Below are 15,264 nucleotides of genomic sequence, written 5' to 3' on the forward strand. Positions count from 1 at the left end.
TTTACTCCAATTTTAAATATCGTTAGGAAGCTCCTGCAATTCTTTAAGGCTGAAAACGGGGCCGTCTATGCAAATATATTTCGAGCCGATATTACAGCGGCCACATTTCCCGATACCGCATTTCATGCGCTTTTCTAAAGATGTGTATATATCTTCGGGTGGAAAACCAAGCTCAACGAGAACCGGCAGGGTAAATTTCGTCATGATCGGAGGACCGCACACCACAGCAACAGCATTTTCCGGTGAGGGTGCAACTTCTCTGACGACATCGGGGACATAACCGACATGATGGCTCCAATCCTCTTCAGGGACGTCGATCGCCTGGTGAATTTGCATATCATCCCGCTGATGCCAGCTCTGGATATCGTGTTTATACATGCACAAACCGGAGTTGCGGGCACCGTAAATCACAACCAGTTGATCAAAATCCGGACGGTTTTGAGGGTGATGGACGTGTTTGGTTAGAGCATATAACGTTGAAAACGCACACCCGCCACCGATAATCACTAGGGTTTTGCCTTTCCAATTAGCGAGAGGAAAGCCATTACCCAGGGGACCACGCATACCGATTGGGTCGCCAGGCTGGAGGGTGTGGGCATATTGTGTAAAGGTACCCAATTTTTGGATTGTAAAGCGCACAAAATCACCTTCCCAGGCTGCTGACGCGACGCCAAAGGGTGCTTCGCCCTTGCCAAAAATTGATAATTGGCAGAATTGGCCGGGATTGTACTTGTCAAAAAATTCAACCTGATCTTTTTCCCGGTCAAAAGTTAATTCCAGGGTTTTAAGGGAGCGATCATTTGATTCATAATATGCTCGAACAACATGCATTGGGATGGGTTTATAGGGATTGTGTCCATTGTCATGCATGGACGACCTCGCTTTCCTGTTTGCTGGCTGCTCGCAACATCGCTCGAATATCCAGGCCTACCGGGCAATAGCGGATACAGCGTCCACAGCCCGTGCAGCCAATCTCGCCAACGTGATCAAGCCAATAACTGTATTTATGCATCAAACGCTGGCGGGTTCTCTCCTTCTTTGACGGTCTGGGGTTATGTCCAGAGGCTTCCTGGGAGTAAATCCGAAACATACAGGTGTCCCAATTACGGATACGTTCCTGTCTTTGCCTCTCATCGACAATGTCAAAGCAAAAACAGGTGGGGCAAAGGAAAGTACAAACACCGCAACCCAGACAAGATTCTGAAATTCTCTCCCAGTAAGTGCTTTCAAAAATCAAGTCCAGTTTGTGCTTTAAACCTTTCGTTTCGAAGGCGGGCGCCATGCTTTCATATGCTTTTTTCTGTATGCGATTAACTTGATTGATTTGTTCTTCTGTTGCTGTGGGAAGATCGTCAAACAATTCCTGCGCTTTTTCTGTTAACACCTGGACAGAGAAGGAATCACCCAAATCTGTTAATAACGCATCTAAACCTGTCTGGTTGAACGGACTGCCACCGACGGTTGTGCAAAAACAGGTATGAGGAGGAGTGTTGCACCCCAATCCGACAATGACTGTTGCCTTTCGGCGGGCCTGCCAATAGGGGTCATTGTATTCTTCAGCCAGAAATACTGTATCCATCAAAGCTACTGCGCTTGCGTCACAGGGGCGCACTCCGAACAGAAGCCGAGGCTCAGGGGTTAATCGCAGGTCTTCAAAGCGACCGAGCCGGCTGTTGTATTTCAACATTATCTCTGATTGCGGTAAAAAATGTGCTTTGGGAGGGAAACGCGTGTTGTGTGGATTATCCAATTCTATGGGTTCTGCTGTATCAAATGGCAGGAACTGGCTGTAACTTTCCACTTTTTGAGGCACGTAAACATCGAAGTGCTTTTTCCAGGCGGATAATACCTGCTTTAACTTTTTCTTTTCAAGAATGTACATTATCGTTTATTCCTCATGCCACAAAGCGCTTTTTATCATCCATGTTGAAAGCGGCAAACGGCGGCTGTGTCTCTGCATCCATGCCGGTTTCAAATTGATAGATTTCCAGTATGTCCTCATTGAGCTTGTCCGTCAGGTATGTCATCTTAATGTCCATTGGACATGCTCTTTCGCAAGCGCCACAGCTTGTGCAGCGACCAGACTGGTGAAACGCGCGAATAATATGCCATGCGTGGGTTCCGGCAGGAGAGACTGAGCTTTCGGTCCAACGCGGCTGGTTGTGATCGACAAAACACTCTGTGCAATAGCACATCGGGCAGGCTTCTCGGCAGGCATAACAACGAATACAACGTTCCGCTTCTTGCCGAAACCAGTCGTAGCGTTCATCCCTAGACAACGCTTGGAAGGCAGCAACTTTTTCTCGAACAAGGTTAGGGTTGCCTTCGGGCAAAGGTTCTCCGATGAGGATATCAACGTTGACCGGGTTGGGATGCAAACACCGTAAACATGAATCATGCAACACATCCTCTTTTGCAAAGGTGTGTTCAGCCCCCTGGTAATGGATTGTGATTACATCTTGATCTTCAGAATAAGCTGTGATCTCTTCGCCAGTGCGTTCAATTAGCTTGCGCAAATCAACAATGCCCTGGCAAGGGATGCCAATAAGGGTCAAATTCTCACGGAGGTGCTGCTTTTCAACCAGTAAAGCGTTAACGGAACGACTTTCGCAGCCACGGACGACCATGCCGATGCGGGTTTCAGCAGGATATCTCGGGAGATAATTAGCCAGATTATTTTGACACAAACCGTTGTATTCCAGCTCATCAAGCGAGTCTCCCTGTCTGAAAAATGATGGTTGCGGGCGTAGGGGAGAATCAGCGTGCTTGAAGGCGATAAATACATCGACACTTTGCTCTTTGAGCAGTTTTTCAATCTCAGCGCGTAATTTGGCTTTAAGTTCAGTCATTTGAACCTCCGGAAAGTGCGCTGACTCGAGTTGCTAATTGTTTTTCGGGCTGAAGTTCTTTTAAAAATACTTCAAAATCAGCCAATTCTCGCTGAATCCGACCGAGATCCTGTAGGTCTAACCATACAAAGCGCACCCGTTCACGATCAAAGCCGATGTAGTCAAGCAAATTCAGAAACGCATCATGTTGCCTTAACGCACTCAAATTTCCCTCTTTGAAATGGCATTTTTCTGGCAAGCACCCACTGATCATAATTCCATCAACACCACCCTGAATCGCATTTAAGATATACAACGGGTTGATGCGTCCGGTGCAGGATAGTTTCGCCAAATGAATTGAAGAAGGCAGATTGTGGTCAACCCAATACTGATCTGCTTCGGAAAATAAACACCACAGACATTGAAATAAGGCAATTTTTGGCTTGTATTCCATTAGAGTGTCACTTTCTGATGATCCAACCAGCCCCATAAAGCATCGATCAATTTTTCATCGGAAAAATCGTCAGGGATTTTAATCGATGTCGAGCGGCAAATTGCAGAGCACACGCCACAAGCCATGCAAAGCCCCGGGTCCACTTTGGCCACCGGTATTTCGCCGCGGTAGGGGACCCTGGTTTTTTCCAGGATGATTGCGTCATAGGGACAAGCTTCCACGCATAAACCGCAGGCAACACATGTTTGCTGATTGACAACGGCTGTTTGGATTACCGTTGTCTGGTTTTGTTCAACAGCGATTTTTTTCACTGCGGTGATAACTCCGGAAATGTGGATTTTCTGTGGACATGCCGGGTAACACAAATCGCAGGAGGAACAAAGCCAGGTTGTTGGGCTGTTATAGGCGTCTGAGCGCATTTCCATCATCACCATTTTCAAAAGGCGCCGTGGATTGTAATCCGGTTCGACTTTTTGCTGGATCATGCACTGGCTGGTGCAAGTTCCGCAGGAAAAACACAGCTCAACGAATTCACCACCCGGGATGGCTTTAACTTCTTCCGCAAAGGACTTAAAAGTGGTTGGATCGTTCATTCGGTCTCCTTTGCTTTTAGGATCGCTTCAACAAGGGTATCCGAGTAGTCCATGGATTCCGACACTCCAGGCACACCGGGGAATTTCTTCAATCGTTTTTCCATTTCCGGCTTAAGCCTTTCAATTTCATCATGGAGAACATCTGGAGGGATGCTGTCCAATGTCGCTTGCATTTCATTCAAAACACGTGCGTATTTATCGCCTTCAGCAGCGCTGATCCACTCCACTCGGAAACGACCATCGGTCATCTCCATGCGTTCAAACGCTCTTTTCAAACGATCAGCTCGTTTAGCACCAATCAACTGACCGGTGATATAGTGGCAGTCCTGTGGGTGACAGCCTGAATACAGAACCGCACCTGCGCCTAACCGGTAAGCTTCGTAGATGAAATCCGAGTCCATGCGAGCTGAGCACATGACACGTAATCCGCGCTCATTGGCAGTGTATTCGAAATGGCTGGTGCCCGCCAAATCTGCACCGCCATAGGAACACCATTGGCAACGAAATGCGAGGATCTTTTCTTCGGGTTTATCCGCCAGCACCGCTCGCATTTGCGCTAAAATCTGGGCGTCTGTATAGTGCAGTTGGGTGATCGCATCTTCAGGACACTCTGCCACACAGGCACCGCAGCCGTGGCATTTGGCGATAACCACTTCAGCAGGGTCCTTGACATCGAAGATATTAATGGCGCCATACGGGCAAACCTTAGCACAAATTCCACATGCACGTCCCTTGGTTGTTGCAGAACAGCGTTCAGGCCAAACTACAGCAATCGTTGGTTCAATTTCCCATTTTTCTGAAAGGAGAATGCGGCTGGCACGGGATGCAGCAGCAGAGCCCTGAGCCACGCTGCTGGGGATATCCTTGGGTCCCTGACAGGCGCCAGCGAAAAAGATGCCGTCGGTTGGGCTGTCCATCGGTCGCAGCTTGGGGTGATATTCCATGAACCAACCACCGGGGCTTTGAGCCACATTCAATACAGAACTCATGTGGTTCTGATCGGGCTGTGGGATGGCGGCCTGGTTCAGCATCACCATGTCGTATTCTTTTTCAATCACGCAGCCCAGGGTGATATCCTCGGAGTGGATGATGAGATTGTGCGTTTCTGCATCTTCGGTGATCATACTGGGTCGTCCCTGAATGAAATGGATGCCCATTTCACGGGCACGATCATAAAACTCCTCGTACCCTTTGGAAGGTGTGCGAATGTCGATATAGTAGATGGTAATATCAACATCCGGATTTGCTTGTTTCAAGAGGACCGCGTTCTTGATCGAATACATGCAGCAGAAATTCGAGCAAGATTCGATATAGCGCTTGTCTCGAGAGCCTACACAATTAATAAAAGCTAATCTTTGTGGATTTTTTCGATCACTGGGGCGGATAAGGTTGCCAGCTGTGGGACCGGCGGAATTATTAAGCCGTTCCATTTCCATCGAAGTGATCACATTGGGGAAGCGACCGTAGCCATATTCTTCCATGACGCTTGGGTCAAAATGAGAGAAGCCGGTCGCAACCACAATGGCTCCGATTTCTTCCTTAACGATTTTGTCTTGAAGGGTGAAATCAATAGCCTCCAATGCGCCGCAAGCTTCAACGCATTTATAGCAATGAATGCAGGCATCCATGTCAATTGAATAAACCAATGGCACGGATTGGCTCATTGGGACATAGATTGCTTTTCTCGGCGCCAGGTCCATTTCAAAATAATTTGGGACCTCAATCGGGCACACTTTAACGCATTCGCCGCACCCATTACAGCGGTCGGCCAATACAAATTTGGATTTTTCGCGTAGCGTAACGACAAAATTGCCGACAAAACCTTCCACCTGCTCAACTTCTGTGGAAGTTCTCACATCAATTCGGGGTTGACGCGCCGCGTCAACCATTTTTGGTGCGAGAATTCATATACTACAGTCCATGGTTGGGAAGGTTTTATTAAGCTGGGCCATAACCCCGCCAATGGTCGGTTCCTTCTCAACCAGGATAGTTTCGATTCCCTGTTCTGCCAGGTCTAAAGCAGCGCTGATTCCAGCTACTCCGCCGCCAATCACCATGGCTTTGTGCGTCACCGGTACGTCGATCATATCAAGCGGTGTCAAAAAGCGGGATTTGGCAACTGCCGCGGCAGTTAAATCCATCGATTTTTGCAGCGCCCCCTCTCGATCGTGACCATGAGCCCAGGTGCATTGTTCGCGAATGTTAGCCATTTCCATTAAGAAGGGGTTTAAACCCGCTTCAGAAACAGCCGCTCGAAACGTAGGCTCATGCATGCGGACAGAGCATGCGGAAACGACCACACGGTTAAGCTTGTATTTTTCGATATCTTCTTTTATCAGCCGTTGACCTGAGTCAGCGCAGGCATACAGGGTATCGGTTGCGTGCACGACATCGGGAAGTCCCTCTGCGAATTTTACAACTTCTTCAGGAGGGATGACCCCGGCGATGTTGCTGCCGCAGTGGCAGATATAGACGCCAATCCGCAATTCTTCTTCTTTGTTATTTTGTTCGTCAGGAAGATCACTCATCGAGGATCCTTTGCTTTTTGTGGAAATTCAAGGCTGGTTTTAACCAGTTTACGGCGGGTGCGCTGTGCTCGTTGGTCGGGCGTGGTGTATTCAAGCGCATCCTTCGGGCAGATCAAGACGCACTGGGGCCCATCTTCCTCGTTTTCACAACCATCGCAAATTTCAGCCAATTTCGTTCGAGGATTAATTGTGATGGCGCCGAACTCACAGGCTTCGATGCACCATGCGCATCCATCGCACTTGGTCGGATCAACCCGAATGATGCCTGTGTCCACGTCTTGTGAAAGGGCATCGCGTGGGCAGGCGATCACACAGGGCGCATTTTCGCAGGTGCGGCAGGCAACAGCTGTAATCAAAACCTCATCAACCCTGACTGTTCGGATTCGGCTGCGATAAGAATTGAATTCACCGTTTTTAGTATATGAACAGATGTATTCACACAACTGACAGCCAATACATAGTTCAGGATCACAGACGATATATTTGTACTTCGATGTTGATGCTACCATTATTCATTTTCTCCTTATACACCGATTTCTTCTGCGACATCTTCCATGCCGAGGTCGATCAGCAGTTTTTTGGGGATTAATCCTTCTTCTGTCCATCCCTTGGCATTGTAATAAATCTTCTTAAGATAGGCGAGTTCGTCTTCCGTAACAACATGACCAGCGGAAGGCCCAATGGTCATAGGTTCGTTTTTCCAGCGATAGGGCAAATCATCATCCTTCTGCGTCCAACCTTCACGGATGTTGAACGCTTTTTTAATCGTAATGGCCCGAACGCCTATTAGATCGACCTCGTCATAATCGAAGTTCCAGCCCGTCGTTGCATTGATTAATTTTGCGATTGTTGGCCAGGCTCCTGCTCGATCGGCTTTGCCTGTGAAACAGCGCCTGATGAATTTGCACAATGGGAGGGTGTCGTAAACAGCAGCATATTCTTCCGTTCCTGCTGCGACTTTTCCGCGAGTTTCGTCAACCGTGAAGCGATTTGTTTCTCCCTGAATATCCGGGTCGTAGGCTGCGGTTCGATTATGACAGGGACCTCTTGTTCCCGTTGCTAAACCAACCGCAAAGGTTTTTAGGGCGCGAGCGTCATAACCCGGGGTTTCCAATCCTTTTACTTGCATCGCCCATTTCCAAGAATCGGTTCCTCGTTCATTGTCTAAATGTTTTGATGCTCGACGGGTTCCCTCAGCCAGAATATCTCCGATGCCTTCTCTATTCCTGATCATCTTTGCCAGGATGACAGCACCTTCACCGTTACCAAAATTGAGTTCGATGCCTTCAGGTGCTTCTTCACATTTGAAATCTTCTTTGACCAGGACTCCGCGCTCATAGCATTCCATCGCATAAGAAATCGTAACACCCATGGACATAGCATCCATCCCACAGCGATCCGCAATATCAACCAGTTGGATCGCTGCTGTCATATCACCAATTCCTAAATTCGAGCTGACAGCCTGGAGGCATTCGTATTCAACACCTGTCATCGCTCCCGTAAAAGGGCCTCTTTTAACAATTGACATTTGCTCGCAGCCAATGGGGCACTGTGTACAGCCAATTACCTTGACTTTATGGTGTTCATCAAGGTATTCGCCGCTGACCAGGTGAGCAAACTCGAAAACGCCCTCCTGGTAATTGCGCGTAGGCAACAATCCGAGCTTATTCATGTTGAGCATGTTGGTGGATGTGCCGTAGAGACGATATTTCTCAGTATAGGGACCCTGGGCTGATTCAGTGATATCGAAGGACATTTTAAGCAATGTATCTGGATCAGCGACTGTGATACCGTGGGTGCCGCGCACAGCTACTGCCTTAAGTTTTTTGCTGCCCCACACGGCGCCATGACCGGTTCTTCCAGCTTGTCGCCCATCATTGGTCACATTGGCAAAGCGAACCATTTTTTCACCGGCAACGCCGATTGTCGCCGCACGCAGTTGATCGTCACCGTAGATATCACGGATCTTTTCTTCAGTTTCATAGGTCCCTAAACCCATAAGTTTATCAGCAGGAAAAAATTCCACCCGATCGTCGTCGACCATGATGTAGATCCAGTTTGGACTTTGACCATGAATAACTATTCCATCCCACTGAGCCCGTTTTAAGACAATCGAGAACCAGCTTCCTGAAAGGCTGTCGCCAATGAATCCCGTTAACGGAGATTTTGACGCGATGGCATATTTACCTCCTACGGGGACAGGCGTTCCTGCGAAAACTCCATTGGCAATGCAAATTGGATTACCGGGTCCATAAGGATCACAACCTACTTCGATGTTTTCCCAGCATAAGCGGGATGCCATAGAAACACCGCCGATGTAAATTTTGTACCATTCTTCTGGTTTTTCTTCAGCCCAAAATTTACGTTCATTAAGGTCAATGTGCAATATCTTTCCACTATATCCATACATATGACTATTCTCCTAAAATAATGATTCTATGGATGGTTATTCAATGCTGATGTCCGCTCGATGCATTCTATGTTGCTTCAACTGTTAATTCGCAAAAATAAACAATAAAACATTTTATTTATACTCATGGATGGTTTATCTCCATAGTGCAAGATGTAATAAATCCAGGTGAGTATAATCAATAACCGTTTTGGTAACAAACCCGGTTTACACAGGGGTTATTTTACCATAAAACAGATCCTGTTCACTGGAGATCGAGGTCAGGGGGTATGTCATCCGGAGTGATCCATCCTGTGTCTGTGAACACTCGGGCGGTTTGGGTTTGGTAAGCAGGGAATTCAGTAAAGGCAGTTCTTGGAGCACCACAAAACATAAGGTTGCCATTTTCAAGGATTACAACACGATCTGCCAGCCGGGCTGCAAACTCAACATCATGGGTAACCAGTAATATGGCTTTGCCAAGCTGACGCCAGTGATGAAACAGAAAGTTCAAGCGTTTTTTTGCATCATAATCCATCCCGCGAGTGGGCTCATCAAGGAAAATAATCCTGGGGTCGTGAACAGTCACCGCTGCTAAAGCAGTTCGTTGTCGTTCACCAACGGAAAGGTCGCGCGGGTACTGGTCGCCAAGATGACCAAGGTCAAAGGATTTTAGAAAAACATAAAAATCCAACCCTTCTGCATCCTTGCCATGGTTTTTCAAGGTAATTTTTAACTCGTCTATCACCGATTCTGCAAAGAGTAGATCATTAGGGTTTTGGGGCAGGTAGGCAATCTCTTGAATAATTTCAGCAAATTGAAGGTTGTCGGTGTCGGCGCCCATCAGCGTTACCTTTCCTGAATGCGGGATCATTTTCAGCACAGATCGTAAAAGCGTTGTTTTTCCCGCACCATTGGGGCCCATCAAAACAAGGATTTCGCCTCGATGTAAATTGAAACTGACATCATTTAAAATCAATTGATCATTCAAACGGGCGGACAAGCCATCGATTTCCAGGCATGCAGGTTGTGAATCCTGTGGTTTGCAATGCTTTTCAATTTGATTTATAGGTTTGTGGGCAAGTCTAACTTGTGGGAAGGTCGCCGGGGTTAAGGGTAGGGGCGAAAATTTCAGGCGTTGAGCGATTTCGACGATTGGCGGCACCTGATCCATGAGCGGCAATATTTCCTGGGGTTTGCCAATAATCGCTCTCCGTTCAGCATTCAGATTAAGGATCATGTCTGTGTATGGCAACAAGCGTTCCAGACGGTGTTCAGAAATCAATACGGTCAGATTAAGATGGTTTTTTAGTTCGATAACGAATTTCAACACCTCATCTGCCGAAATAGGGTCCAACTGAGAGGTGGGCTCATCCAAAATAAGGACCAAGGGTTGCGTCACCAATGCGCTGGCGATGGCAACTTTCTGCTGTTCGCCCCCAGAAATTTCTGAAAGGTTTTTCTTGCGCAAAGGGGATAATCGCACCATTTGGAGTACTTCCTGGATGCGGCGTTCCATTTCTTGCCTGGGCACCCCCGCATTCTCTAACGAAAATGCAATTTCATCTTCAATGACATCAAATACGAACTGAGATTCGGGTTCCTGAAACACAAAACCGACTTTGTGTGCCATCACCTCAACCCCTTCGGCAATCGGGTCGGACCCAAACACCTGGATTTTCCCAGCGATAATGCCTCCAGAGAAATGGGGGACGAGGCCGTTAATACATCTCAGCAGAGTGGATTTCCCACTTCCTGAAGCGCCAGTCACCAGGGTTAACGTGCCAGGGATAATTTCAAAGTTCACGTCTTCGAACACAGCTTGTGAACGAAGCGAGTATCGGAAAGTTAAATCAGTAAACTTAATCATGTCGTTTTATGATCATCGGTACAAAAGGTAAAATGCAGAAAAGTAAGCCGATCGTTTGGAGCGTAGGAATGCTCAAATAGGGGTAAGGTGAGTAATTCAGTGAGGGCATACCGTCTGCCCACCTAAGATAAATAAAAAGGACTAAATAAAGCACAATGACGATGGTAATCATGATATCCATCGGTTTCCATTCTTCGAGGTGATAGCGCGTGATCTTAGAATGTTTACCAACGGTCATCAATGTCAGCAGGATAAGCCCGAAACCAATCACAAATAATGGGGCTGACAGATAGCGAGGATAATTGAATAGTTGCAAAATCCAACCCGAAAAGACGAAGAAGGCGCCCAGGATCAAGCTGACCAGATTGCCCGGAGCTTTGAGATCGATTGGTTGATGAAACCCTCGAGTGGTCATTGATTCCGCAAGCAGGAAAGCGTTTTCTAAACTGGTCACCAGCAAGGGAATAAAGATCGGCAGCCAATCGACGATCTTTTTCATTGGGTTACCGCGGATCATTTGGGCTTCTTTAATCTCTCGTGCGCGTTTTTGGATGGATGGAAAAAAGGTCAGAGAAATGGTGACCATCATGGCAATCGGGTGGAAAGCTCGCGGAATTAGCCAGGTGAGCTGTTTGATGCTCAATGCCAGGTTGATGACATTAAACAAAATGTATAGCGCACCGATGACCAGCCCATTGATCGCTCCATAAACCAGGCTGTCAAGCGTGAAGTTGCCGCCAATCAGCGGCCATTTCTGTGGAATAGTGAATAAGATTGTCTGCCCCACATGCGAGAAAATCCCATTGATCAGTGTGGATAGGAGGATCATTGCTAATAAAAACCGCAGATTTGCCAGAACCCAGTTTTTAATTTTCTTTTCCCGAGCTAAGCTCTGCCCAAAAAACAGCAAACCCACCAGAATCAAACTAAGATAAACTGGATTGCGGGTTGAAAGGATGAAAACCATAACGACCAGCAGCCATATCATCCAAACGATGGAATGAATCATTGTTCAGGCTCTCCCTGGATTTGGAACGAAAAACGCTGCTTGAAACGTTGAAAAACCTTCAACACAGACGCTGTCATTATGGAGATAATTAAAATATTTCCCACCGCGCGCATGATATCCCACACCAGAGAAGTCGCCAGGTAATACGCAACGTATCGCTGGAGGTTTTCCAGCGCACCAGCATTGTGAGAAAAAGTCTGCCCAGCGCCTGCGCCTAAAAAAGGCCAGAACCACAGGTTCATGATTGCCCCATACAATATGCCCCACAAACCACCGAATCCGCTTAACAGGATAATCTCAACTGGCTTCCCGCGCCAGGCGAATTTATTGACCAAAAATGTCACAAGAATTGCACTCTGGCCAACCCAGCCGGCTGTGATCATCTGGCCCGGTAGCCAGGGTCCGATGCCGCCAGTAATGATTGCTGAAACCAGCAAGGTCATCGCGCCGACCAGAAATCCGATCCGGCTGCCAAAATAATAGCCCGAGAGGATAATCAAGAAGAAAGTAGGGCTGAAACCGCCCGGTCCCGGAATGGCATTCTCTAAAAACCGCAAACCAGCATTGATAGCCGTCAGTACCGCCAGAAACGCAATCATTTTGCTATCCAGCAGAGAAGTTTGGGCTTCAAAAATGACAATCATCAAGCATAATAGAATGATCAGGCTGACCATGATCGGGAAAGAAGCTGCCTGATTGTCAATATCCCTTGCCTGGGTGAAGAAAAAAGGCGATGCCAGGCTAAACAAGCCCAGGAAGATGACAATCAGGTCGGTAGCCAGCCTTAGCAAACGAGTTTTGTTCATTTTTTCCTGAATAACAACCAAACAACAAGCGCAATAACCAGGACACCCAGCACTCCGATGATAATGAGTGGTGTGGTCGATAAGGGTTTGGTTTCTGATTGCGGATCTGTCGTTGTGCTCTCGATATCCTGTGAATAGGGTTTCACTGAAAATTTTTGCGCCTGGTTTACATTTGCTGCAGTTTTATTAAGGTCGTAATAATGGAGATATGGCTGTGCAGCGTAATTTTTTAACTGGTTTTCTCCACAGATGACTTGGATATGAGGGGTGTATTCGGGCGGAGGTGACGGGAAGCGCTCCCAACTGACGAGATACCAGGCTTCCAAATTCCCTGGTAGAACATCAATATCACCAGCGCCAGAGGTGTGAAAGATCCATTCGCGGCCATCCCAATGCCAGTAAGACCAATAGAGGGTGCCGTCTTGAGGGTTTGAGCGGTTCATGATGCTGTTTATGAATCCGTCCTGATCTTCGTAAGGAATGCCAGAATTCTTCAGTAAAGCCAAACCGGAGATGGATTTTCCTTCAATATTGACACAGGCGGTTGTGATTGTATCCTGTTCATCCTGAATCACCAGACCAACTGAATTAGTGGGCACCTCAAATGTGTGTTGGATGTAATAATGACCCCCGATGAGCGCCAGAAGGGCTGCAGTCGTTGCCATCAAATTATCATCGACGAAGTCTTCAGAAAACATGAACGCGCCGGATGGTTTTTGATAGGTAAACAGATCCGGGATGGGGGTGCCGTTTGATTGTGTGCGCCATTCATCGGGGTGGAGATCTGAGGCATTTAAAGCCATGATTACAAAACTGGTTGTGCTGGCATCGCCCCAACCGCCGCTTTCAAGCTGTTGACCACGCAGATAATTGAAGCCATTTTGGATTGCATCATCGCCTGATGAAAGTCCGGATGCGAGCAAGGCTTGCAGCGCTAAGGCTGTGCTGTCCGCCCAGGTGCCAAACCCCGTTGCGTATTCCCAGCCGCCATCTTCTCTTTGCAGGTCGAGCAAGGTTTGCAGGGCTCCTTCAGGGATTTCAACATTGGCGGCTTTCAAACCCAGTAAGCTCAGCGCCTGATGCCAGGTATTTTCAGGATCACCAAATGCAGCGGTGTCCGGATTGTAGCTCTCGATCAGTGCTTGGACCAGGTTGAGTCCGTTAAAATTAGTCGGGTCCTGGCCAGGAGCAACAAGGCCAATGATTGATTTGCCGATGGCATCCGGACCGCTCGCGATGTATGCTTCCAAATTGTTTGCGAGGAAAGTTAGTGGCGACCGGTCGTTGATCGCGATGGTCTGCGGGTCCCATCCGGCAGCTTGGGCGGCGATGATCACATCCAGTGTTTGCCCGGTTGATCCCCAACCCCCGTCATCGTCCTGAGCATCAAAAACAAACGCAAAGGCTCGACCGACTCTGCGCACATGGCCAAGATCATAAAGCGGCTGATCCGAAAGTCCCAGAATCCCATCTGCAGTTCCGTACGCGTTGATGTAATCAGCCCCAAACGCCCCATTCTCTTGCTGAATGTGCAGCAAGGCGTCTAAAGGTGATCCATCTTCTTTAGTCCACAAAGGATCAGTCAGTTGATGTCCTGCTGCATAAAGGCTCTGCAAGATCATACCTGTTACATTGGCGCTGGTGGTGGAATCCCATTCGGTTTGCCATCCGCCATTGGATTGCTGGTTTTCACCAATGAAGTCCAGGGCAAGCAAAATTTCAGGGTCGTTTTCGTGTAGATAATCTGATGACAACAACGCCATGACCGCCAGCGGGGTCATGTCCAGCGTGCTGCCAAAGCCGTCGTCCCAGCTGCCATCAGCCTGTTGGGCTTGTGAAAGCCAGGTAACTGAATCTTGTGGAACGGATGCGTAAGCAGAAGCCAAGCCAAGGATTGCCCATACCTGGTCAGTGACATTGTTGGGGGTAGCCTTGCCAAAAACTCCGGAGTTTGGGTCATATTGATCGTTAATTAAATAGGGCAGGTTGATCCTCTCAGAACCAAAAGCATACGGATCCTGGTTGGCTGCTGCAACCGCGGTGAGTAACTGCCCAGCCCGGGCAAGGTTGAGCTCCGACTCGCCATTTTCGCTTTGAAAAATCCAATCATAGCCCTGGTTTGCCAGATAATCGACCGGGGTCAATCCTTGCGAGCTGGTCAGCACTTCCTGGGGCAACCGGGATGCCGCCAGAGCCAGCACGACCCGAACCGAAACCGCCACGCTGGATGATTCATCGATCCAGCGAATGCCGCCGTCGTCATTTTGCTGTGTTTTTAGATACTCAACTGCTTGAAGGATGGCTGTGTGAACGTCCACCTCTGAGCTCACCGATTGCGCTCTTGTGTTGTGCAATAACGGCGCAAATGCAAGAGAAAGCAATGTCAAAAAAACGATAAAAAATTGGGCTTTTCGTAACGGGGTTTCCATATTTTTTCTCCTTAACATAATAACAAACGACCTTTTTTGTGAAAAGGTCGTTAACCACAAACCGCCCTGCTGGGCGGCCTGTTGAGATCGGCTGAAAAAGCTTTGATGCCGGTTCCCAACTTGCCTTTCCACGAAGTTGTTTGGGACATAAAGGGCAGGTTGTCGGGCTCCACCAATCGTGTTACCGTTGCGGGACAGCGCTGGACTTTCACCAGCTTCCCCTTTTTTACACCTTGCATCCGGGCGTGAGGTGTACCCTTTATGAAATTGTATTATGAAGGCATTTTATTGCTTTTCCAGTATGCTGTCAAGCGATTATGGTAGAAAATTTAAATATTGATTGTTAAAGGAGAGGTAA

12 protein-coding genes, 1 pseudogene and 1 riboswitch are annotated in these 15,264 nt (G+C 47.9%); all 13 genes and pseudogenes read right to left on the bottom strand.

The features are described from left to right. Positions 1 to 12: 12 nt before the first annotated feature. The gene (locus CFX1CAM_RS06020; protein ID WP_087862154.1) at positions 13 to 870 is read right to left on the bottom strand and encodes an FAD/NAD(P)-binding protein; all 858 of its coding nucleotides are present in this window, start codon (positions 868 to 870) and stop codon (positions 13 to 15) included. After that, positions 863 to 1,882, bottom strand: a complete 1,020-nt coding sequence (locus tag CFX1CAM_RS06025) for a 4Fe-4S dicluster domain-containing protein (protein ID WP_087862155.1) — start codon at positions 1,880 to 1,882, stop codon at positions 863 to 865. Before CFX1CAM_RS06025 ends, CFX1CAM_RS06020 begins: the two co-directional genes overlap by 8 nt. A gap of 13 nt (positions 1,883 to 1,895) precedes the next feature. Then, a complete protein-coding gene (locus tag CFX1CAM_RS06030) occupies positions 1,896 to 2,849 on the bottom strand; it encodes a 4Fe-4S dicluster domain-containing protein (RefSeq protein WP_087862156.1) in 954 nt (317 codons plus the stop codon). After that, a complete protein-coding gene (locus CFX1CAM_RS06035; protein ID WP_162287660.1) occupies positions 2,842 to 3,282 on the bottom strand; it encodes a hydrogenase iron-sulfur subunit in 441 nt (146 codons plus the stop codon). Before CFX1CAM_RS06035 ends, CFX1CAM_RS06030 begins: the two co-directional genes overlap by 8 nt. Continuing rightward, complete coding sequence (locus CFX1CAM_RS06040) at positions 3,282 to 3,875, bottom strand: 4Fe-4S dicluster domain-containing protein (RefSeq protein WP_087862158.1); 594 nt, start codon at positions 3,873 to 3,875, stop codon at positions 3,282 to 3,284. Before CFX1CAM_RS06040 ends, CFX1CAM_RS06035 begins: the two co-directional genes overlap by 1 nt. Further along, positions 3,872 to 4,426: a hydrogenase iron-sulfur subunit gene (locus tag CFX1CAM_RS11740; RefSeq protein WP_157891881.1), complete on the bottom strand. Its 555-nt coding sequence runs from the start codon at positions 4,424 to 4,426 to the stop codon at positions 3,872 to 3,874. The genes CFX1CAM_RS06040 and CFX1CAM_RS11740 overlap by 4 nt, the downstream gene beginning before the upstream one ends. After that, positions 4,406 to 6,403, bottom strand: a pseudogene (locus tag CFX1CAM_RS11745) (FAD-dependent oxidoreductase); the annotation flags it as partial. The gene CFX1CAM_RS11740 and the pseudogene CFX1CAM_RS11745, both read right to left, overlap by 21 nt. Then, on the bottom strand, positions 6,400 to 6,912 hold the full coding sequence (locus CFX1CAM_RS06050) for a 4Fe-4S dicluster domain-containing protein (protein WP_087862160.1): 513 nt from the start codon (positions 6,910 to 6,912) through the stop codon (positions 6,400 to 6,402). The pseudogene CFX1CAM_RS11745 and the gene CFX1CAM_RS06050, both read right to left, overlap by 4 nt. A gap of 14 nt (positions 6,913 to 6,926) precedes the next feature. Beyond that, on the bottom strand, positions 6,927 to 8,813 hold the full coding sequence (locus tag CFX1CAM_RS06055; RefSeq protein ID WP_087862161.1) for an aldehyde ferredoxin oxidoreductase family protein: 1,887 nt from the start codon (positions 8,811 to 8,813) through the stop codon (positions 6,927 to 6,929). Positions 8,814 to 9,057: 244 nt separating this feature from the next. Continuing rightward, entirely contained in the window at positions 9,058 to 10,662 is a 1,605-nt protein-coding gene (locus CFX1CAM_RS06060; protein WP_087862162.1) for an ABC transporter ATP-binding protein, read from the bottom strand. Further along, positions 10,655 to 11,671 carry an energy-coupling factor transporter transmembrane component T gene (locus tag CFX1CAM_RS06065; protein WP_087862163.1) on the bottom strand — a complete coding sequence of 339 codons (1,017 nt, stop codon included), beginning with the start codon at positions 11,669 to 11,671 and terminating at the stop codon, positions 10,655 to 10,657. Before CFX1CAM_RS06065 ends, CFX1CAM_RS06060 begins: the two co-directional genes overlap by 8 nt. Further along, entirely contained in the window at positions 11,668 to 12,477 is an 810-nt protein-coding gene (locus tag CFX1CAM_RS06070) for an ECF transporter S component (RefSeq protein ID WP_087862164.1), read from the bottom strand. The genes CFX1CAM_RS06065 and CFX1CAM_RS06070 overlap by 4 nt, the downstream gene beginning before the upstream one ends. After that, positions 12,474 to 14,906: a prenyltransferase/squalene oxidase repeat-containing protein gene (locus CFX1CAM_RS06075; protein WP_087862165.1), complete on the bottom strand. Its 2,433-nt coding sequence runs from the start codon at positions 14,904 to 14,906 to the stop codon at positions 12,474 to 12,476. Before CFX1CAM_RS06075 ends, CFX1CAM_RS06070 begins: the two co-directional genes overlap by 4 nt. Before the next feature lie 136 nt (positions 14,907 to 15,042). Then, a riboswitch (cobalamin riboswitch) is annotated at positions 15,043 to 15,181 on the bottom strand. Positions 15,182 to 15,264: the final 83 nt, after the last annotated feature.

It is taken from the genome of Brevefilum fermentans (assembly GCF_900184705.1).
GTDB lineage: Bacteria > Chloroflexota > Anaerolineae > Anaerolineales > Anaerolineaceae > Brevifilum > Brevifilum fermentans.